Origin of the sequence: Bradyrhizobium sp. YCK136 (genome assembly GCF_044570075.1) — a bacterium.
In the GTDB taxonomy this organism is placed as follows: Bacteria; Pseudomonadota; Alphaproteobacteria; order Rhizobiales; family Xanthobacteraceae; genus Bradyrhizobium; species Bradyrhizobium diazoefficiens.
Genome location: NZ_CP172424.1, coordinates 6,741,465 through 6,760,888 on the forward strand (window position 1 = coordinate 6,741,465; position 19,424 = coordinate 6,760,888).

Here is a 19,424-nt window from a genome sequence, read left to right on the forward strand (position 1 = left end):
AACGCAACAACGAGACCTGCACATGAACGATGCATCGTCCCACACTCAAGGCTGGCGGCCGGCGACCTATTACCCCGATCCGGCGATAAAGGCACTCGATCCCCGCTTCGAAAAATACTGGCTGAAACTGTCGGCGGTGGAACGGCTGACGACCGGCCTGCGCTGGGCCGAGGGTCCGGTGTGGTTCGGCGACGGCCGCTATCTCCTGTGCAGCGACATCCCGAACCAGCGCATCATCAAATGGGAGGAGGAGACCGGCGCCGTCTCGGTGTTCCGCAAGCCCTCCAATTTCGCCAACGGCAACACGCGGGACCGCCAGGGCCGGCTCGTCACCTGCGAGCATGGCGGGCGCCGCGTAACCCGCACCGAGTATGACGGCAGCATCACGGTGCTGATGGATTCCTTCGGCGACAAGCGGCTGAACTCGCCGAACGACGTCGTGGTGAAATCCGACGGCTCCGTCTGGTTCACCGATCCGACCTTCGGCCTACTCGGCAATTACGAAGGCTACAAGGCCGAGCCCGAGATCGAGCCGAACGTCTACCGGCTCGATCCCGCAACCGGCAAGGCGAACATCGTCGCCGAGGGCGTGCTCGGGCCGAACGGGCTGTGCTTCTCGCCGGACGAGAAGATTCTGTATGTCGTGGAATCGCGCGGCGTGCCGAACCGCAAGATCCTCGCCTATGACGTCTCAGCCGACGGCACCACGATCTCCAACAAGCGCGTGCACATCGACGCAGGTCCCGGCACGCCTGATGGCATGCGCTGCGACATCGACGGCAATCTCTGGTGCGGCTGGGGCATGGGCGATCCCGAGCTCGACGGCGTCGTGGTGTTCGCGCCCGACGGCGTCATGATCGGCCGCATCGCCCTGCCCGAACGCTGCGCCAATCTCTGCTTCGGCGGCGTCAAGCGCAACCGCCTGTTCATGGCGGCGAGCCAGTCGATCTACGCGCTGTATGTGAACACGCAAGGCGCGCTGGGGGGATAGGCGCAGCTCTCTCCTCCGTCATTCCGGGGCGCGCCGTCTTCGGCGCGAGCTATGATGCGCAATTGCGCATCTGAGAATCCATCGTGCGGCAGCGTCCGAGGCAAAATGGATTCCGGGCTCGTCGCTTCGCGACGCCCCGGAATGACGGGAGAGAGACCAAACGAAAAACGCCGGAGCGGTTTCCCGCTCCGGCGTCATGTTGGTTCAGGCGCTAAGCCTTACGCCGCGTTGAAGCCGGCGACGGCCTTCACTTCGAGGAAGTCCTCGAGGCCGTACTTGCCCCACTCGCGGCCGTTGCCGGACTGCTTGTAGCCGCCGAACGGTGCGGTGCGGTCGTTGGGCACGCCCTGGAGGTTGACGTTGCCGGCGCGGATCTGGCGGGCGACACGCTTGGCGCTCTCGACCGTGTCGGCCGAGACATAGCCGGCAAGGCCATAGGGCGTGTCGTTGGCGATCTGCACGGCGTCGGCTTCGTTCTTGGCGCCGATGATGGTCAGCACCGGTCCGAAGATCTCTTCGCGGGCGATCGTCATGTCGGGAGTGACGTCGGCGAAGATGGTCGGACGGACGTAGAAGCCCTTGTTGACGCCTTCGGGCAGGCCCGGGCCGCCGGCGACGAGCGTTGCGCCCTCGTCGATGCCCTTCTTGATCAGGCCCTGGATCTTGTCCCACTGGCCGCGGTTGACCACGGGGCCGATGGTGGTGCCTTCGGCGCGCGGATCGCCTGCCTTGGTCTTGTCGGCGACGGCCTTCGCGATCGCGGCGACTTCCTTCATCTTCGACAGCGGCACGATCATGCGCGAGGGCGCGTTGCAGGACTGGCCGGAGTTGTTGAACATGTGCATCACGCCGCCGGTCACCGCCTTCGTGAGGTCGGCGCCTTCGAGGATGACGTTCGGCGACTTGCCACCGAGCTCCTGGCTGACGCGCTTCACGGTCGGCGCGGCGCGCTTGGCCACGTCGATGCCGGCGCGGGTCGAGCCGGTGAACGAGATCATGTCGATATCGGGATGCTCGCTCATGGCGGCGCCGACCTCGGGGCCGAGGCCGTTGACGAGGTTGAACACGCCCTTCGGCACGCCGGCTTCATGGAGGATTTCCGCGAAGATCAGCGCCGAGGTCGGCGTAAACTCCGACGGCTTCAGGATCATGGTGCAGCCGGCGGCGAGTGCGGGCGCGACCTTGCAGGCGATCTGGTTGAGCGGCCAGTTCCAGGGCGTGATCATGCCGACCACCCCGATCGGCTCGCGCAGCACCATGGCGGTGCCGACCGGCTCCTCGAAATGATAGTTCTTGAGCACGTCGAGCGTGGTCATGAGATGGCCGAGGCCGGCGCCGGCCTGCAGCTTCTCCGCCATCGGCAGCGGTGCGCCCATCTCGTCGGAGACGGCGGCGCCGATCTCCTTGAGGCGCCCCTTGTAGATCTCGATGATTTTCGTGAGCAGCGCGACGCGCTCCTCGCGGCTGGTCTGGGAGAACGTTGCAAAGGCGCGCTTGGCGGCGGCAACGGCCTTGTCGACATCGGCCTTGGAGCCGAGCGCAACCTCGTACATCGCCTCTTCCGTCGCCGGATTGACCACGACGGTGGACTTCTTGACGGCGGGATCGACCCAGGCGCCGTCGATGTAGAATTGCATGCGATTGACCATCGTTAACCTCTTCTTGGGGGCATGGTGGGGGCGTTTCGGCAGGCATCCTTGCACGAAAGCGCCGGCAACTGAACCCGCCATATGCGGGGCCAGCGTTGCGGCGGACGGAGGATATATGAGCCGATGGCGGGAACGAGGCAAGGCTCCCTCAGGCGTCATTCCGGGACGCGCCACTTGGCGCGGGCCCGGAATCCATGACCACGATCGGGAGTATGGATTCCGGGCCCGACGCTACGCGTCGCCCCGGAATGACAGGGCAGTTACCTCAACTACACCGCCATCTTCCGATGCAGCACCGGCGCGCCGGTGGTGAGGCTTTCGGCCGCATCGATGATGGCGTTGGCATCGATGCCGTAGTGGCGGTAGAGGTCGGCGATGCTGCCGGTCTGGCCGAACTGCTCGACGCCGAGCGCCTCGACGCGGTGGCCGCGGACGCTGCCGAGCCAGCCGAGCGCGGACGGGTGGCCGTCGATCACGGTCACGATGCCGCAGTCGCGCGGCAGCGGCGCCAGCAGCTTCTCGATGTGGCTGAGGTGCTGCACGCCGCGCCTGTCACGCCGCAATTTCCGTGCTGCGGTCCACCCCGCATGCAGGCGGTCGGCCGATGTGATCGCGAGCAGCCCGATGTCACGCCGGCTCTCGCCGATGAAGCCGGTCGCCTCGATCGCTTCGGGCGCCATCGCGCCGGTGTAGGCGATCACGAGCTCGGCATTGGGGCCCGGCTTACGCAGCCAATAGGCGCCGTCGGTGATGCCCTGCTGAAGCTCCGGCGTCATGATCCGCTGCGCCTGCTCGATGCTGCGCGTCGAGAGCCGCAGATAGACGGAACCGCCCTCGCCCGGATCGCGCTGCATGTGATTGAAGCCCCAGCCCATGATCACGGCGAGCTCGTCGACGAAGGCTGGCTCGAACGAGGCGAGGCCATCCTGCGCCATGCCGATCAGCGGCGTCGCGATCGACTGATGCGCGCCGCCCTCGGGCGCAAGCGTGATCCCTGACGGCGTCGCCGCCACCATGAAGCGCGCATCCTGGTAGCAGGCATAGTTCAGCGCATCGAGGCCGCGCTCGATGAAGGGATCGTAGAGCGTGCCGACCGGCAAGAGCCGCGCGCCGTTGATCTGGTGCGACAGGCCAAGCGCCGAGAGCATGATGAAAAGGTTCATCTCGGCGATGCCGAGCTCGAGATGCTGGCCCTTGGGCGAGGCGTCCCAGTTGTAGGTGGACGGAATTTTCTCGCTGCGGAATAAGTCCGCCTTCTCGGCGTTTGCGAACAGGCCGCGCCGGTTCACCCACGGGCCGAGATTGGTCGAAACGGTCACGTCGGGCGAGGTCGTGACGATGCGCCTGGCGAGCTCGCTGTCGCCGCGCGCGATCTCGTTCAGCACGAGGCCAAAGCCCTGCTGGGTGGACATCTGCGGCGCCGGCTTGAAGGCGAGCTGCGCGGGCACCTCGACCACCGGGGCGGTCAGCCGGCGGCCGTCCTGGTTGAACGGCACGCGCGCGAGGAACGCGTCGAGCTCGGCCGAGCTTTGCGCGAGGCCCTCGTACTTGTCCCACTCGTGCCCGGGGCGGATGTTCTGGCTCTCGCGATATTTCTCCATCTGCGCGACCGTCATCAGGCCCGCATGGTTGTCCTTGTGGCCCTGGAACGGCAGGCCCACGCCCTTGATGGTGTAGGCGATGAAGCAGACCGGACGGTCGTGGTCGATGGACTCGAACGCCTCCAGCATGCTCGCCATGTCATGGCCGCCGAGGTTCGACATCAGCGCCAGCAGTTCCTCATCGCTGCGCTTGTCGATCAGTTTGGTGATCGGCCCCTGGTCGCCGATCTCGTCGTGGAGATGCTTGCGGAAGGCCGCGCCGCCCTGGAAGCACAGCGCCGCATAAAGCGCGTTCGGGCAATTGTCGATCCACCTCTTCAGCGCCTCGCCGCCGGGCTCGGCAAAGGCCTCGCGCATCAGGCGGCCGTATTTCACGATGACGACGTCCCAGCCGAAATTGCGGAACATGGTCTCGAACTTTTCCCACAGCCCTTCGCGCACGACGGCGTCGAGCGACTGGCGGTTATAGTCGACCACCCACCAGGTGTTGCGCAGGCCGTGCTTCCAGCCTTCTGCCAAGGCTTCGAAAATATTGCCCTCGTCCATCTCGGCATCGCCGACCAGCGCGATCATCCGCCCTTCGCGGCGGTCCTTCATCCAGCCATGCGCCTTGACGTAGTCCTGCACCAGCGAGGCGAACAGCGTCTGCGCGACGCCGAGGCCGACCGAACCGGTCGAGAAGTCGACGTCGTCGACGTCCTTGGTGCGCGAGGGATAGGACTGCGCGCCCTTGAAGCCGCGAAAATTCTCCAGCTTCTCGCGGCTCTGCCGGCCGAACAGATACTGGATGGCGTGGAACACCGGACTCGCATGCGGCTTCACTGCGACGCGGTCCTCAGGGCGCAGCACATGGAAATACAGCGCCGACATGATGGTGGCGAGCGAGGCCGACGAGGCCTGGTGGCCGCCGACCTTCAACCCGTCCGCGTTCGCACGGATATGGTTGGCGTGGTGGATGGTCCATGACGACAGCCACAGCGCCTTGCGGCTGAGGGCGGTCAGGGTTTCGAGGCGCGCGGAATCGACGGGCATGGCGATGCTCCGGAAAATGACGCCCCGATGATACGCCTGCCGGCCCCGCCAAACTTCTCAATTTTTCGCGCCATACCTGCCGATATTGGGATATTTTACCAATCGAATGCCCCCTGACCCAGGTTTCATCCCAATGCCCGAGCTCGACGCCATCGACCGCAAGATCCTCAGCTACCTCCAGAACGACAGCCGGCTGACCATGCAGGAGCTCGCCGACAAGGTCGGGCTCTCGGTGTCGCCCTGCCATCGCCGTGTCAAGCTCCTGGAGGAGCGCGGCGTCATCTCGCGCTATATCGCGACCGTCGACCAGAAGGCGCTCGGCCTGCATGTCAGCGTCTTCATCTCGATCAAGCTGGCGCGACAGAAGGAGGAGGACCTCAACCGCTTTGCGCGCGCGATCTCGAAATGGGACGAGGTGCTGGAGTGCTATCTGATGACCGGCAACCGCGACTATCTGTTGCGCGTGGTCGCAGCCGACCTCGCCTCCTACGAAACCTTCCTGAAGACCAAGCTGACCCGGCTCGACGGCATCGCCTCGATCGAGTCGAGCTTTGCGCTCAGTCAGGTGAAATATTCGATCGCGTTGCCGGTCTGATGGCCCCGCCGGGTTATTTCGGAACCGGTGTCACAAGGGCGCAATAAACCCCGCCGATGGTCACGGGCGACAGGCACCCTGCCGAAAGAAGGACCCATGACCGCATCGGACCGCACCCCTGAAATGGCCAAACGCGAGCGCATCATCCGGGAAATGACCGACGATCTCGACGAAGAGCTGGAGATGGAGCTCGATGACAGCAGGCTCGACGAGCTGCTGGACGAGACCGGCACGCTCCGCCCGACGGTGGATCGCAGGCTCTATTTCCGTGAGCTGCTGCGGCTGCAGGGCGAGCTGGTCAAGCTCCAGGACTGGGTGCAGAGCGAAAAGAAGAAGGTCGTGGTGCTGTTCGAGGGCCGCGACTCCGCCGGCAAGGGCGGCGTCATCAAGCGCATCACCCAGCGGCTCAATCCCCGCATCTGTCGCGTCGCCGCGCCGAGCGAGCGCGAGCGCTCGCAATGGTATTTCCAGCGCTACGTGGCGCATCTTCCCGCCGGCGGCGAGATGGTGCTGTTCGACCGCAGCTGGTACAACCGCGCCGGCGTCGAGCGCGTGATGGGCTTCTGCTCCGAAGATCAGTACCAGGAGTTCTTCAAGACGGTGCCGGAGTTCGAGCGGATGCTGATCCGCTCCGGCATCATCCTGGTCAAGTACTGGTTCTCGATCACCGACGACGAGCAGCAGTTCCGCTTCAGCATGCGCATCAGGGATCCGCTCAAGCAGTGGAAGCTGAGCCCGATGGACGTCGAGGCGCGCAGCCGCTGGGAGCAGTACACCAAGGCCAAGGAGACGATGCTGGAGCACACCCACCTGCCCGACTCGCCATGGTGGATCGTCGATGCCGTGGACAAGAAGCGGGCGCGGCTCAACTGCATCGCGCACCTTCTGAACCAGATCCCCTACCGGGAGGTCGGCCGCGCGCCGGTGGTGCTGCCGCCGCGCGTCCGTAACCCCGACTACCACCGCGGGCCGATCCCGCCGGAGATGTACGTGCCTGCGAAATACTGAGGGCCGCAGTTTCGTAGGGTGGGCAAAGGCGCGTAGCGCCGTGCCCACCATGTGCCCGCGTTGGCGGTGAGAATGGTGGGCACGCTTCGCTTTGCCCACCCTACGGCACTGTCACCGCCACGGCTGCACGATGATCTTGGTGTGCGCCTCGGGATTGGCGAGGTCGGCGAAGGCTTTTGCGACGCCGTCGAGGCCGACCTCGGCCGTCACCATGGCTGCGGCGTCCACCTGCCCTTCCGCGATCAGGCGCAGCGAGCTTGCGAACTCCTCCGGCGTGTAGCCGAGCACGTACTGGACGTTGAGCTCCTTCATGATGCCGAGCATGGGCTCGTTTCTGTCGCTCTCCATGCAGACGCCGACCACGACGATCCTGGCATCGCGCGGGGCGCCCTCGAACACCTGCTGCAACAGACCGGGCACGCCGACGCATTCGAAGATGATCGCGGGCTTGAGCGCCGGCAGCATCGCCTGGAACGGCGGTCGCGCCGCCTTCTCGGCGTCTGACATCTGCGCGTGCTCGGCCCAGGCCGTGTAGGGCTGCGACACCTTGGGATCGACCACGATGTCGGCGCCGAGCTGAGCTGCGAGCGCACGCCGCGCCGGCGAATAATCGGCGGCGACGATCGGATGCAGCCCCCTGATCTTCAGCGCGGCAATCACCGCGAGCCCGACCGGTCCGCAGCCGACCACCAGCGGCACCTCGCCGCCGCTGATGTTGGCTTTGGCGACGGCGTGGACGCCGACGGCGAGCGGCTCGGTCAGTGCGGCATGTTCGGGAGCCAGACCGTTGGGCACCTCGAGCAGCAGCGCTTCACTGAGCAGCATCGCTTCCGCATAACCGCCGACATTGTCGTTGGAATAGCCGATGCCCTCGATGCCTTGCGGCGTCACCAGCGCCGGCAGCGAGCAGACATGGGTGCCGGGCTTGAGCTTGCGCGCGGTGCTAGGGCCGTAGTCGACGATCTCGCAGCAGAATTCATGACCGAACACGACGTCGCGGGTAAGGTCCATCGGCTTGCGGCCAACCTTCCGCGCCATCTCCACCATGCGGTGGGCGTGCTGGCGCGCATGCAGGTCGGAGCCGCAGATGCCGCAGGCGAGCGTCTTGACCAGCACCTGGCCAGGGCCCGGCTTCGGCTCGACCATCTGACCAACGACAATCTCACCGTTCCTGAAGATCGCAGCGCGCATCCGGCTCCTCCCGTGTTGTTGGAGGCATTGATAGCACGACGCGCGATGCGCGCACTTGCGTCAGGCGTTCGGCGAACGCTCTTCCAGCACCAGGAGCTGGGCCCGGCGGACGCGCTCGCGATGGGCGATGTAGAGACCGCTGGCGACGATGAAGGCCGCGCCGACGACGGTCCAGACATCAGGCACCTCGCCGAAGATGAAGAAGCCGAGAATGCTGACCCAGAGCAGCTGCGTATAGGAGAACGGCGCGAGCACCGAGGCGTCGCCGTAGCGATAGGCGAGCACGACGATCCACTGGCCCGCGGTGGAGGCGACGCCGATGAAGATGCCGAGCGCGATCGCGGTCCAGGACGGCGTGACCCAGACGAACGGCACCATCGCGGTCAGGATCGCAAGACCGGTCAACGAGGAATAGGCCATGGTGGTGATGACCGCTTCGCGGCCGCTCATCATGCGCGTCAGGATCAGCGTGCCGGCCCAGCAGGCCGCCGAGACCACGGGGAAGAACGCCGCCAGATGAAACGCGCTGGTGCCCGGGCGCAGGATGATGAGCACGCCGATGAGACCGAGCGCGGTCGCAAACCAGCGGCGCATGCCGACCTTCTCGCCGAGGAAGACGATCGAGAGCGCGGTGACGAACAGCGGCGCGACGAAGTCGGTAGCGGAAGCTTCCGCGATCGGCAGGAAGCGCAGGCCGGTGATGAAGAACAGCGAGGAGCCGAGCAGCGCCGCACCGCGCATCACGTGCAGGCCAAGGCGCTGGGTGCGCATCGCGTAGAGCGGCGAAGCCGGCAGCATCACCGGCGTGAACATCAGCGCGAAGGTGAGGAAGCGGATCCAGGTGATCTGGATCGACGGCAGGCTGGTCGAAAGATATTTCGCGGTGATGTCGGAGCACCGTAAGCGACGTTCGCGTCCCATTCGCAAAGGTTTGGCGTGGGGATTGCAGTCTGTTGATCAACGTGTTTGCAAATCGTTGGCGGGGGGTATGGAGGCGGCAACGACGGAGAATTACGAGGTGCGGCCGAACGACCAGGGCAGGAGCTCGTCGATCCGGGACTGCGGGTGACCGGTTGCGATCGCTTTGAGCGTCGCTTTCATCCAGACGTAGGGCTCCACGCTGTTGATTTTGCAGGTGGCGATGAGCGAAGCTATGCGCGCCCATGAACGACCACCTTCGTCGTGACCAGCAAATAAACTATTTTTACGCGTCAGAGTCAGCGGCCTGATTTGATTTTCGACGGGATTGGTGTCCATCTCAACGCAACCATCGTCGAGAAACAAGGTGAGGCCATCCCAATGGTTCAGGAGATAGGCGATCGCCTTGCCCATCTCGCTGCCCGGCGACAGGCGAGCGGCTTGCTCGCGCAGAAACCTCTCGAGTTCAGCGACGAGCGGCCGTGATCGCTCGTTACGGGTCGTTTGCCGAGCCGGGGCGTCGGCGCCACGGATCTCCTTCTCGATCGCATAGAGTGCGGCGATGCGCGCGAGAACGGCTTCGGCGATGGGTGAGCCGGCTTTCGGAGTCGCTGCGATGATCTTGCGCCTTGAGTGGGACCAACATGCGGCCAGCCGCAGCGGCACGCCGCCTTTGCGCTTGGGCCGTGCGAGCCGATGATAGCCCTGGTATCCGTCGACCTGAAGGATGCCGTCGAAGCCCTCGAGGATGCGCTCAGCATGGTCACCACCGCGTCCTGGCGCGTAGTGGTAGACCACGATTGGTGGATCAGCGCCGCCGTGGCCGCGATCGTCGCGCAGGACAGCCCACAGATAGCCGGTCTTCGTTCGGCCCCGGCCCGGATCGAGCACAGGCGCCCTGGTCTCGTCTATGAACAAGCGGCCCGATTGCTTCATCACGACGCTCATGCGCTCGACCAGCGGCGCGAGGTGGAAGGCGACCGTTCCCATCCAGTCTGCCAGAACGGCGCGATCGATGAAGATGCCATGCCGAGCCAGAACCTGCGACTGACGATAGAGTGGCATGTGCTCGCTGAACTTGGCGACCGCCACCTGCGCCAGCAGCGCCTCGGTGGGGATGCCACCCTCCACGAGATGGGCGGGCGCCGGCGCCTGAGCAACACCGGTGCAGCCCTTTGCGCAGGCGTAGCGCGGTCGCACCGTCTCGATCACACGATACTGGGCGGCCATGACATCGAGACGGCGGGAGCGATCCTCGCCGATCTGGACCATCCGGCCGCAGCCGCAGGGACACTCGAGGTTCTCGGGTTCGATCACCTGCTCGATGCGCGGCAGGTGCGCGGGAAAGGCACGGGCAGCGCGCCTGGTCCGGCGGCTGGACGGCGCCGTGCCGGCGCGGCGCGCACGATCGTCCTGGCGTTCCTGGACTTCGGCGATGGCAATCTCGATGTCCTCGAGAACCAGTTGCATCTGATCGGGATTGAACTTTTCCGAGCGTTTACCGAAACGTGCGCGCTCGTACTCCTTCACGAGCAGTTCGAGGCGTTCGACGCTCTCTTTGGACGCAGCCAGTTCACTCTCGACATGAAGGCGCGCCGAGCATTCATCGTCTGCGCGACGACGCTCGGCTTCAATCATCGCTTCCTGCGCGCGGAAGAGCGCGCGCAAATCGGCGGGCAGCGCTGCAAGACGGGCGGGATCAATGGGGGACGGCGGCACATCCGCAAGCTATCATCCCAAAGCCCCGCGCGAAACAGGTTGTCGGGTCTGAGTCAGTTCGCCGCAGCTGGCGTCGCGACAATCCGTTCGCCCACTCGCTTCCAGTTCAGCCCTTCAAACGAGGGGATTGAGGAATGTCCCTGATAGTGAGTCTGACCAATCATTTCCGGAGGTGGTCGAGGTTCGGGACCCCCACCATCCTTTGTGGGGGCGCTCATATCGAGTGATTAGGAAGATCGGTCAGCGAGGCCGAGGCATTCCCGCTTCGTATGAAGTTGAGTATCGCGCAGGAAGCAGTCTTCTGATTCAAGCAACCGCAATCGAATATTATGAGCAAGAGGCAAATCAGATTAAGCTGAGTATGGAGGCTCTACTCGAGCTTTTATCGACAGCGGATTGTCCCGACGCACATGAGCATGGATCCAGCCGATCTTTGGTCGACGCTGACGCCCGCGCTCCGACGCCAGATCGTCGAAGACGTCGCCGCAATTTTGGCGGAGATCCCTCATGAAGTCCGAGCTGGTCACACCAAGCCACTTGGCGCGCAAAGCCGTAGTCTACATCCGGCAGTCGACGCCCCATCAGGTCGTAAGCAATCAGGAGAGCCTGCGCCTTCAATACGCGCTTCGCCAGCGCGCCCGCGAACTCGGATGGCGTGAGGCGGCCATCGACGTGATTGATGCCGATCTCGGGTTGAGCGGCGCGTCTATAGCACAGCGTAACGGCTTCAAGGAACTCGTTGGCCGTGTTGGCCTGAGTGAAGTGGGACTCATCCTGTCGATCGACGTGACCCGCTTGGCGCGTAATTGTACCGACTGGTATCCGCTCCTGGATATCTGTGGTCTACGTGGCTGCCTGATCGCCGACCGCGATGGTGTCTATGATCCGGGCACTCCCAACGGACGGTTGCTTCTCGGGCTGAAGGGTTCGATCTCCGAGCTTGAGCTACATACGATCCGCAGCCGGCTGACCGCCGGCCTGCTGGCCAAAGCCGAACGCGGCGAACTTGCGGTTATGCTGCCAATCGGGCTGATGCGGGACCCGAGCGGTGTGGTCGTTAAGGATCCCGACATGGCCGTGCAAGGGCGGCTCGGTCTCGTCTTCCAGTTATTCCTGCAGCTGCGCAGCGTTGCCAAGGTCATGCGAGCGTTGAACGAGCGTGACCTGGAACTGCCGCGTCGTGATCGATATGGCGATTTGTGCTGGACGCGCGCGACGCTGGCTGCCGTCGCGGCGATCTTGAAGAACCCCGCATACGCGGGCGCCTTTGTCTATGGACGAACCCGCTTCCGGCCGCCGAAGCGGGAGGGGGCCCTGCCACAAAAGGCTCCGCGGCCGATGGAGGAGTGGCGGATCGTCGTTAAAGATCGATATCCAGCCTATATCGACTGGCCAATTTATGAAAAAATCCGATCCGTCATCAGAGATAACCGAGCCGAATACATGCGCATCAAAACCCGCGGCGCGCCTCGCAATGGCGAGCTCCTGCTCCACGGCATTGCCTGGTGCGCACGATGTGGCCATAAGATGTACGTCCGCTACAAGGGCGGCGGCGAATATGTATGCAATCACCTGCGTACCCAGGAAGGTCAGCCAACCTGCCAACACATCCGCGCCGCCCATATCGATGCAGCCGTTGGCGACGCATTCCTAACCGCACTAGCGCCGGCCGAACTCGATGCCTTGTCGCGCTCCCGCCGGGTGCAGCAGCAGACGAACAATGCGCTACGCTCCAGTGCAGAACGAGAGCTCGAGCGCAAGCGATACACGGCGGCGCTCGCCGAACGGCAGTTCAACCGAGCTGATCCAGATAATCGGTTGGTCGCCTCGGAACTCGAGCGTCGATGGGAAGCGGCGCTAAACGACGTGCGCGCCGCCGAAGAGGCGCTTGCCCGACAGACGCCGCCCAAAGCCATCACACAAGTGGCCATAAGCAAGGAGCTCAACGACAAGGTCATCAGCCTCACCGGCCGCCTCCCGCAGATATGGGGTGACGAGACTATCTCGGATGCGCATCGCAAGGCGTTGTTGCGATGTCTCATCGAAAAGGTCGTTCTCGACCGCGGTGAGCGCGACTTGGCCCTGGCTAGGATCGTCTGGCGGGGAGGCGCCGTGACGGAGCTCGAAGTGAAGATGAGCGTCAACTCCGTCACCAGATTGACGCGAGGCACAGAGATGCGGGAACGCCTTCTGACGCTCGCTCGCGACGGCGTCCCAGACGACAAGATCGCCACAATCCTTACTCGGGAAGGTCACCGCTCTCCCCGTTGCGCCGATAAGGTGCTGCCTATCACCGTTGGGCGGCTCCGTCGTGCCGCCGCCATCAAGGTAACTGCCCAGCGCAGCCGATGGGAGCATGACGACTCATACCTCAGCCCGCCCGAACTGGCCCGAAGGCTCGAGATTCCAGTAAACTGGCTCTATGTTCAGATCCGAACCAAGCGTTTGCTAATTGATCGCCAGCCCAGCGGCGCCTATCTCTTCCCGAATACACCATCCGTTCTTCACGCCATCGGAGACCTTCGAAACCACGTCATCGCGCAACTTGATCTAAGAATCTGTCAGCCTAACAAGGAGGGGCATCAACATTGAACTGCACGCGCGTCAGATGCATGACGCCGTCGCTGATCTGCGGCCACTCGAAACGACCATCGCGGCCAAGGCGCTTGTAGACCAAAACGAGGCCCGTGCCGTCCCATAGCAAAATCTTCAGCCGGTCGGCGCGCTTCGAACGAAAAACCACGATCAGGCCCGAATGCGGATCGAGCCCAAGCGTGTTTTGCACAAGACCGGCCAGCGCGTCGTGCCCGCACCGGAAGTCAACAGGACGCACAGCAAGCACAATCCGCAGTCCCTGCGCCGGAATGATCATGCGCCGCGCTCGATCGCAGTCACGATCTCCGCGATCCGCACCGCCGACACGTCCGCATCCAGGCGGACCGAAACCTTGCCAATCGTAATCTCGACGGGCCCCTCGCTCTTGCCTGACGCCACTGGATCGCTCAGCTCGATCGACACGAAATCCGCCGCGTCGTCCGTGACCAATGCGAGCCGGCCAGCACGCGCCAATCTGCGCCACGTCGTCAACTGCTGGGCCTTCACACCATAACGCCGTGCGACATCACATACCCGGGCGTCGGGCTTCATGCTCTCGAAAACAGCGCGCCCCTTGATCTCCGCAGACCATAACCGGCCTCCAGAACGCGTCCGGCGCGTAAGCTTCCCCACAAAGCCATCAGCTTCGGCTTCCTCCCCCGATTGTTCCATCGCCTTCAGTCTCCTCTCGGCTCTCTGACAAGCCAAGGATCGCAGAGCGAAAGCCGAAGCGAAACCAGTCAATCAAATGGGAGAAAAGCTCCGCTTACGGAGCACCCGAGAAACACCGTCGACAACAGGATCAGCGCGATGCCCTTGAAGGGATGATCGACGCGCGCAGGTGCGCGGCGGCCGACATGCTTCTTCTCGGGCATGGACACGGAAATACTGTCGAGCCTTGCGGCTGCGGCTGGCGGCGGGGTCACGGCTGGAACTCGGGAAAAATGCGAATCGAGCGCTCGTAAAAAACGACAAATGCGCCGCGTTCACAACTTCCGAAAACAGGATGCCGATATGCGCTGAGGGCTGCGCGCGTCAATACTCCATTAAGAATGCGCGCTTGCTGCACTACAGCATGGGCAGACCTCGCGGCTTCGGACCGCGCGGAAACGCCGCATCCAGTGCCGCAATCTCCTCTTTCGTCAGCACGAGATCGCCGGCAGCGGCATTTTCGCCGGCATGTTCCGCCGACGACGCCTTCGGGATCGCGAACACCGTAATCGCACGGGTGAGGAAGCTCAGCGCGACCTGACGCGGTGTCACGCGCCGCGCCTCCGCGATGCGCGCCAGCACGGCGCCGCCCTTGCTGTTGCTTGCCGGAAAATCGTCATGGCCGAACGGCGAATAGGCGACGACCGCGACGCCATGCCGCTCGCACCACGGAATCACGGCATGCTCGATCGCGCGTTCCTTGAGATGATAGAGCACCTGATTGCAGGCGATGCGGCCCTCGCCCGCCACGTCGAGCATCTCGTCGAGATCGTCGGCATCGAAATTGGAGACGCCCCAGGATTTGATCTTGCCGGCCTTCACAAGTTCCTCGAACGCAGCGACGGTGTCTTCGAGCGGATAGGAGCCGCGCCAATGCAGAAGATAGCAGTCGAGGCGATCGGTCTTGAGCCGCTTTAGCGAACGCTCGCAGGCCGTGATGGTGCCGCGGCGCGAGGCGTTGCTCGGCAGCACTTTGGACACGAGGAACACTTCGTCGCGACGACCCGCGATCGCGTCCGCAATGACCAGCTCGGCATCGCCATACATCTCGGCGGTATCGATATGGGTCATGCCGAGATCGAGCCCGCGCTGAAGCGCCGCGATCGCGCGCTTGCGATCGCCATGATCGAGATACCAGGTGCCCTGCCCGATGACGGAGACGTTGGCACCGGTCTTGCCGAAGGGGTTTGTGTTCATGTGCGGTCCGATCTTCGATATTCATGTCGTCCTGGCGAAAGCCAGGACCCATTACCACAAGGAGGTGTTGTTGCAGTAGATGGTGGCCCCAGCGTGCCTTCGCCACGCTGACCGGGATAATGGGCCCTGGCTTTCGCCAGGACGACGATGGGGAGCTAGCTTGCGCAATGCATCAACATCGTCATAGCGAGCGCAGCGAAGCAATCCAGGCTGTCTCCACGGAGAGACGCTGGATTGTTTCGCTGCGCTCGCTATGACGATGGAAAGAGCCGACCGCTAACCCGCCGCGCCGGCCACCTTGGCCTGCTTCACTGGCGCGACCTCCGTCGTCGCGATCAGGCGCTTCAGCTCGGGGATGCAGGAGCCGCAATTGGTGCCAGCCTTGAGCCTGGCGCCGATCTCGGCCGTCGTGCGCGCGCCGCTCGCGATGGTGTCGCAGATGGTGCCGCGGCCGACGCCGAAGCAGGCGCAGACGATCGGGCCGGTCGCGGCGGCGCCTTCGCCGGACTTGCCGGACAGCAGCATGCGGCGCTGGTCGTCGGTGACCTGATCGGCCACGAACAGGCCCTTCACCACCTCCCAGTCGCCGGCATCATGGGCGGGGCCGACGAACAGGCAGGTCTCGATGCGATCGCCCGCGAACGAGGCCGCGCGATAGACGCCGCCGCCGAAATCGCGGTACTCGGCGACATCCTCGCCCGCGACACCCTCGAGCCAGGCGGGCCAGCGCGACAGGTCGGCATTGTCGGCGAAGAGATAGCCGAAGCCGCCGTTGACCGTGACGCGGGTCCACAACAGATTGGGCGGCAGGTCGAGCTGTTTGCGCGACAGCGCGAAGCCGCGGAAGACGTATTCATAGGGCGCGATCGCGGCCGGCGTCGCCTTGGATTCCGGCTGGCCCGAGAACGGGTCGGTGAAGGACTGCACCAGCGCACCGACGCGGCCGTGCGAGGCATTCATCGCGCTCCAGTGGATCGGCACGAACAGCGTGCCGCGCTGCTGCCGATCGCTGACGACCACCTTCAGGATACACTGCCCGTAATCGGTGGTGATGCGGGCATAGCCGTCATGGGCGATGCCGAATTTGCCGGCGTCGTCGGGATGGACCTCGACGAACGGCTCGGGCAGATGCGCGCCCAGCCGCTGGCTGAGGCCCGTGCGCGTCATGGTGTGCCACTGGTCGCGGATGCGCCCGGTGTTGAGCCGCAAGGGGCGCGACGCGCCGGTCTCGCTACGCAGCGCCGGCACCTCCGGCGCGACGAAACGGCCTTTGCCGTTATTGGTGAAGAAACCACCGCTCGCAAAGAAGCGCTCGCCGGGCGCCCCGCCTTCGCGCACCGGCCACTGCACGGGCTTCAAGGCGTCGAAGGCCTCGTTCGATAGCGAGGTCAACGCGCCGATGTCGAAATCGCGGCTGCCATCGTTCTCGAACGCCGAAAGCGCCGCGTGCTCGCGGAAAATATCGGCGGCGGATTTGTAGTCAAAACTGTCGCCGAAGCCGAGACGTTTGGCGGTCTCGCTGAGAATCCACCAGTCCGGCCGCGCCTCGCCCGGCGCCGGCAGGAACGAGCGCTGGCGCGAGATGCGTCGTTCGGAGTTGGTCACCGTACCCGACTTCTCGCCCCAGGCGAGCGCGGGCAGCAGCACGTGCGGGCCGGCTTCGACCGTGTCGTTGGAGAGCACGTTCTCGGAGACCACGAACAGCTCGAGCTTCTTCAGCGCCTCGCGCACGAAGTCCGCGTCGGGCAGCGACACCGCCGGGTTGGTCCCCATCACCCACAGCGCCTTGACCTCGCCGCGGTTGATCGCCTCGAACAGCTGCACCGCCTTCAGCCCCTCATGGGTAGCGATGCGCGGTGCCTTCCAGAACCGCCTGACACGGTCGATGTCCGGCGGCGTGAAGTTCATGTGCGCGGCGAGCTGGTTGGCGAGGCCGCCGACCTCGCGGCCGCCCATCGCGTTGGGCTGGCCGGTGAGCGAGAACGGCGAGGCGCCCGGCTTGCCGATGCGGCCCGTGGCGAGATGGCAGTTGAGGATCGCGTTGACCTTGTCGGTGCCCTGCGCCGACTGGTTGACCCCTTGCGAATAGAGCGTGACGACGCGCGGCGTGTCACGGAACATCTTGAAGAAGGTCGCGACGTCCTGCTCGGAGAGGCCTGTGGCCAGCGCGGTCGCAGTGACGCTGCCGGCGATGTTGCGCGCGCGCACCAACGCGTCGTCGAAGCCCGACGTGTTGCTCGCGATGTAGGCCTGGTCCAACGCGCCGCTGTCGGCGAGATGGACGAACAGGCCCGAGAACAAGGCGGTGTCGGTGCCGGGCTTCAGCCCCAGGAACAGATCGACGTCGCTCGCGGTGTCGGTGCGGCGCGGGTCGATCACGATCATGCGGGCGCCGCGCTCCTGCCTGTTCTTCAGCATGCGCTGGAACAGCACGGGGTGACACCACGCCGCGTTCGAGCCGACGAAGACCAGCAGGTCGGCCTGGTCGAGATCCTCGTAGCAGCCGGGCACGGTGTCGGCGCCGAAGGCACGGCGGTGGCCGGCGACCGAGGACGACATGCAGAGCCGCGAATTGGTGTCGACATTGGCGGTGCCGACAAAGCCCTTCATCAGCTTGTTGGCGACATAGTAATCCTCGGTCAGGAGCTGGCCGGAGAGATAGAACGCGACCGCGTCGGCACCGTCGCGCGCCGCGATGTGCTGCATGCGGTGGGCGACGTGGTCGAGCGCATCGCTCCAGGCAACGCGCTCCAGCACGCCCTTGCAGCGGATCATCGGGTAAAGCAGCCGGCCCTCCAGCCCGACGGTCTCACCGAGCGCCGAGCCCTTGGAGCACAGCCGGCCGAAATTGGCGGGATGATCGGGGTCGCCGGCGATCGCCGCGCCGCCCTTGCCCTCCGGCGTTGCGAGCACGCCGCAGCCGACGCCGCAATAGGGGCAGGTGGTCTTGGTGGTCCGGAGCTTCGGGTCGATCGCCGTCATATCGAGCTGCCTTGTCAAGCCGCCCTGGAAGGACGCGCGAGCGCGCGGCCGAACATCATGTCGGTACGGATCGCCGCCACCTTGTCGCGGTTGCGGATCAGCTCGAGGTACCAGAGCGCATCGACGGTATCGCCGATCAGCACCGCGCCGGTGAGCCGGCCGTCGGCGATGACGAGCTTCTTGTAGGTGCCGCGCCTGCGGTCTGACAGCACGAGGCTCTCGCTGCCCTCCCCGCCCATGAAGTCGCCGGCGGAGAACACGCTGACGCCCGAGACCTTCAGATTGGTCGAGACCACGCTGCCCTGATAGGCGGCGGGCCGGCCGGCGAGATGCCGCGCCAGCACGCGCGCCTGCTCATAGGCCGGCTCGACCAGGCCATAGCAGGTGCCGCGATGCTCGGCGCATTCGCCGAGCGCGAAGATGTCGGGTGACGCCGTCTGCATGACGTCGTTGACCACGATGCCGCGGTTGACCGCGATGCCGGCGTCCTTGGCCAGCGCGATGTTGGGCCTGATGCCGGCGGCAAAGATCACGGCATCGGCCTCGATGCGGCTGCCGTCGGCAAGCTCGACCGCCTCGACGTGGCCGTCGCCATGGATGCACTTCGTGCTGGCATTGAGCAGAATGCGGATGCCCTTGCGCTCGACCAGCGTCTTGAGCAGATCGGCGGCCGGCCCATCAAGCTGGCGCTCCATCAGCCGGTCCATCAGATGCAGCAGCGTCACCGGGGCGCCGGCCTTGGCAAGTCCATAGGCCGCCTCCAACCCGAGCAGACCGCCGCCGACCACGACGACGCGCTTCTTCGCCGCCGCAAGCGTCAGCAGCAGGTCGACGTCGCGCGTGTCGCGGAACGTGTGCACGCCGGCGAGATCGGCGCCCGGCACGTTGAGCCGCAGCGGCGTCGATCCCGTGGCGAGCACGAGCTTGGAATATTCCATGCTCTCCTCACCCTCGATCTTGAGCTCGCGGCGGCCGGTGTCGATCTCGGTGACGCGGTAGCCGTAGCGCACGGTGACGCCGCGATGGCGCCACCAGTCGGCCGGCCGCAGCTCGATCTCGTGCGAGCCGGTCTCGCCGGCCAGCACGGAGGAGAGCAGCACGCGGTTGTAAGCGAGCCTCGGTTCATCGCCGATAACGGCAACCGCGTAGCGGCCAAGCGAAGTCTTGGCGAGCTCGTCGACCAGACGCGCGGCCGCCATACCGTTACCGACGATGACCAGCGGTTCACTCACAAG

14 protein-coding genes and 1 pseudogene are annotated in these 19,424 nt (G+C 64.8%); 4 read left to right on the plus strand and 11 right to left on the minus strand.

Translation table 11 applies throughout. The annotated features are described in order from the left end of the window. Window positions 1–22: 22 nt before the first annotated feature. Window positions 23–991 (plus strand): SMP-30/gluconolactonase/LRE family protein, encoded by a 969-nt coding sequence (locus tag ACFLEY_RS32465; protein ID WP_060911025.1) that lies wholly within the window; start codon window positions 23–25, stop codon window positions 989–991. A gap of 218 nt (window positions 992–1,209) precedes the next feature. Here the strand turns inward: ACFLEY_RS32465 and ACFLEY_RS32470 are convergent, their stop codons facing one another. Both ACFLEY_RS32470 and ACFLEY_RS32475 read right to left on the minus strand, forming a co-directional pair. Beyond that, window positions 1,210–2,640, minus strand: coding sequence for an aldehyde dehydrogenase family protein (locus ACFLEY_RS32470; RefSeq protein ID WP_211434328.1), 1,431 nt, complete (start codon window positions 2,638–2,640; stop codon window positions 1,210–1,212). A gap of 269 nt (window positions 2,641–2,909) precedes the next feature. Then, on the minus strand, window positions 2,910–5,273 hold the full coding sequence (locus ACFLEY_RS32475) for a transketolase (protein WP_060911024.1): 2,364 nt from the start codon (window positions 5,271–5,273) through the stop codon (window positions 2,910–2,912). Window positions 5,274–5,406: 133 nt separating this feature from the next. Between ACFLEY_RS32475 and ACFLEY_RS32480 the strand changes: the two genes are divergently transcribed. Both ACFLEY_RS32480 and ppk2 read left to right on the plus strand, forming a co-directional pair. Further along, on the plus strand, window positions 5,407–5,868 hold the full coding sequence (locus tag ACFLEY_RS32480) for an Lrp/AsnC family transcriptional regulator (RefSeq protein ID WP_027546512.1): 462 nt from the start codon (window positions 5,407–5,409) through the stop codon (window positions 5,866–5,868). A 96-nt stretch (window positions 5,869–5,964) separates the two neighbouring features. Beyond that, window positions 5,965–6,876 carry a polyphosphate kinase 2 gene (gene ppk2, locus ACFLEY_RS32485; RefSeq protein WP_211434329.1) on the plus strand — a complete coding sequence of 304 codons (912 nt, stop codon included), beginning with the start codon at window positions 5,965–5,967 and terminating at the stop codon, window positions 6,874–6,876. A gap of 111 nt (window positions 6,877–6,987) precedes the next feature. Here ppk2 and ACFLEY_RS32490 read toward each other — a convergent pair whose 3' ends face one another. The 3 genes from ACFLEY_RS32490 to tnpC form a co-directional block, all read right to left on the minus strand. Beyond that, a complete protein-coding gene (locus tag ACFLEY_RS32490; RefSeq protein WP_060911023.1) occupies window positions 6,988–8,067 on the minus strand; it encodes a zinc-binding dehydrogenase in 1,080 nt (359 codons plus the stop codon). 60 nt (window positions 8,068–8,127) lie between these two features. Next, window positions 8,128–8,988, minus strand: a complete 861-nt coding sequence (locus ACFLEY_RS32495) for a DMT family transporter (protein WP_249163413.1) — start codon at window positions 8,986–8,988, stop codon at window positions 8,128–8,130. Between the two features lie 90 nt (window positions 8,989–9,078). Further along, on the minus strand, window positions 9,079–10,623 hold the full coding sequence (tnpC, locus tag ACFLEY_RS32500) for an IS66 family transposase (RefSeq protein WP_224517700.1): 1,545 nt from the start codon (window positions 10,621–10,623) through the stop codon (window positions 9,079–9,081). A gap of 588 nt (window positions 10,624–11,211) precedes the next feature. Here tnpC and ACFLEY_RS32505 point away from each other — a divergent pair. Next, complete coding sequence (locus tag ACFLEY_RS32505; RefSeq protein ID WP_396604299.1) at window positions 11,212–13,296, plus strand: recombinase family protein; 2,085 nt, start codon at window positions 11,212–11,214, stop codon at window positions 13,294–13,296. On the opposite strand, the gene tnpB is transcribed toward ACFLEY_RS32505, so the two are convergent. The 6 genes and pseudogenes from tnpB to ACFLEY_RS32535 form a co-directional block, all read right to left on the minus strand. Then, the gene (gene tnpB, locus ACFLEY_RS32510; protein WP_396604300.1) at window positions 13,271–13,576 is read right to left on the minus strand and encodes an IS66 family insertion sequence element accessory protein TnpB; all 306 of its coding nucleotides are present in this window, start codon (window positions 13,574–13,576) and stop codon (window positions 13,271–13,273) included. The genes ACFLEY_RS32505 and tnpB overlap by 26 nt on opposite strands. Further along, window positions 13,573–13,971: a transposase gene (locus ACFLEY_RS32515; protein ID WP_026192391.1), complete on the minus strand. Its 399-nt coding sequence runs from the start codon at window positions 13,969–13,971 to the stop codon at window positions 13,573–13,575. The genes tnpB and ACFLEY_RS32515 overlap by 4 nt, the downstream gene beginning before the upstream one ends. Before the next feature lie 98 nt (window positions 13,972–14,069). After that, window positions 14,070–14,180 (minus strand): annotated as a pseudogene (locus ACFLEY_RS32520) (EamA/RhaT family transporter); the annotation flags it as partial. Window positions 14,181–14,367: 187 nt separating this feature from the next. Continuing rightward, a complete protein-coding gene (locus ACFLEY_RS32525) occupies window positions 14,368–15,207 on the minus strand; it encodes an aldo/keto reductase (RefSeq protein ID WP_060911022.1) in 840 nt (279 codons plus the stop codon). 276 nt (window positions 15,208–15,483) lie between these two features. Continuing rightward, window positions 15,484–18,189, minus strand: a complete 2,706-nt coding sequence (locus ACFLEY_RS32530) for a nitrate reductase (RefSeq protein WP_211433946.1) — start codon at window positions 18,187–18,189, stop codon at window positions 15,484–15,486. A gap of 14 nt (window positions 18,190–18,203) precedes the next feature. Next, complete coding sequence (locus tag ACFLEY_RS32535; protein ID WP_171901240.1) at window positions 18,204–19,421, minus strand: NAD(P)/FAD-dependent oxidoreductase; 1,218 nt, start codon at window positions 19,419–19,421, stop codon at window positions 18,204–18,206. Between the last annotated feature and the right edge of the window lie 3 nt (window positions 19,422–19,424).

Bases quoted from the DNA above. Each gene is read 5' to 3' on its own strand.
- ACFLEY_RS32465 (WP_060911025.1), top strand. From the start codon at position 23: ATGAACGATGCATCGTCCCACACTCAAGGCTGGCGGCCGGCGACCTAT.
- ACFLEY_RS32470 (WP_211434328.1), bottom strand. From the start codon at position 2,640: ATGGTCAATCGCATGCAATTCTACATCGACGGCGCCTGGGTCGATCCC.
- ACFLEY_RS32475 (WP_060911024.1), bottom strand. From the start codon at position 5,273: ATGCCCGTCGATTCCGCGCGCCTCGAAACCCTGACCGCCCTCAGCCGC.
- ACFLEY_RS32480 (WP_027546512.1), top strand. From the start codon at position 5,407: ATGCCCGAGCTCGACGCCATCGACCGCAAGATCCTCAGCTACCTCCAG.
- ppk2 (WP_211434329.1), top strand. From the start codon at position 5,965: ATGACCGCATCGGACCGCACCCCTGAAATGGCCAAACGCGAGCGCATC.
- ACFLEY_RS32490 (WP_060911023.1), bottom strand. From the start codon at position 8,067: ATGCGCGCTGCGATCTTCAGGAACGGTGAGATTGTCGTTGGTCAGATG.
- ACFLEY_RS32495 (WP_249163413.1), bottom strand. From the start codon at position 8,988: ATGGGACGCGAACGTCGCTTACGGTGCTCCGACATCACCGCGAAATAT.
- tnpC (WP_224517700.1), bottom strand. From the start codon at position 10,623: ATGATTGAAGCCGAGCGTCGTCGCGCAGACGATGAATGCTCGGCGCGC.
- ACFLEY_RS32505 (WP_396604299.1), top strand. From the start codon at position 11,212: ATGAAGTCCGAGCTGGTCACACCAAGCCACTTGGCGCGCAAAGCCGTA.
- tnpB (WP_396604300.1), bottom strand. From the start codon at position 13,576: ATGATCATTCCGGCGCAGGGACTGCGGATTGTGCTTGCTGTGCGTCCT.
- ACFLEY_RS32515 (WP_026192391.1), bottom strand. From the start codon at position 13,971: ATGGAACAATCGGGGGAGGAAGCCGAAGCTGATGGCTTTGTGGGGAAG.
- ACFLEY_RS32525 (WP_060911022.1), bottom strand. From the start codon at position 15,207: ATGAACACAAACCCCTTCGGCAAGACCGGTGCCAACGTCTCCGTCATC.
- ACFLEY_RS32530 (WP_211433946.1), bottom strand. From the start codon at position 18,189: ATGACGGCGATCGACCCGAAGCTCCGGACCACCAAGACCACCTGCCCC.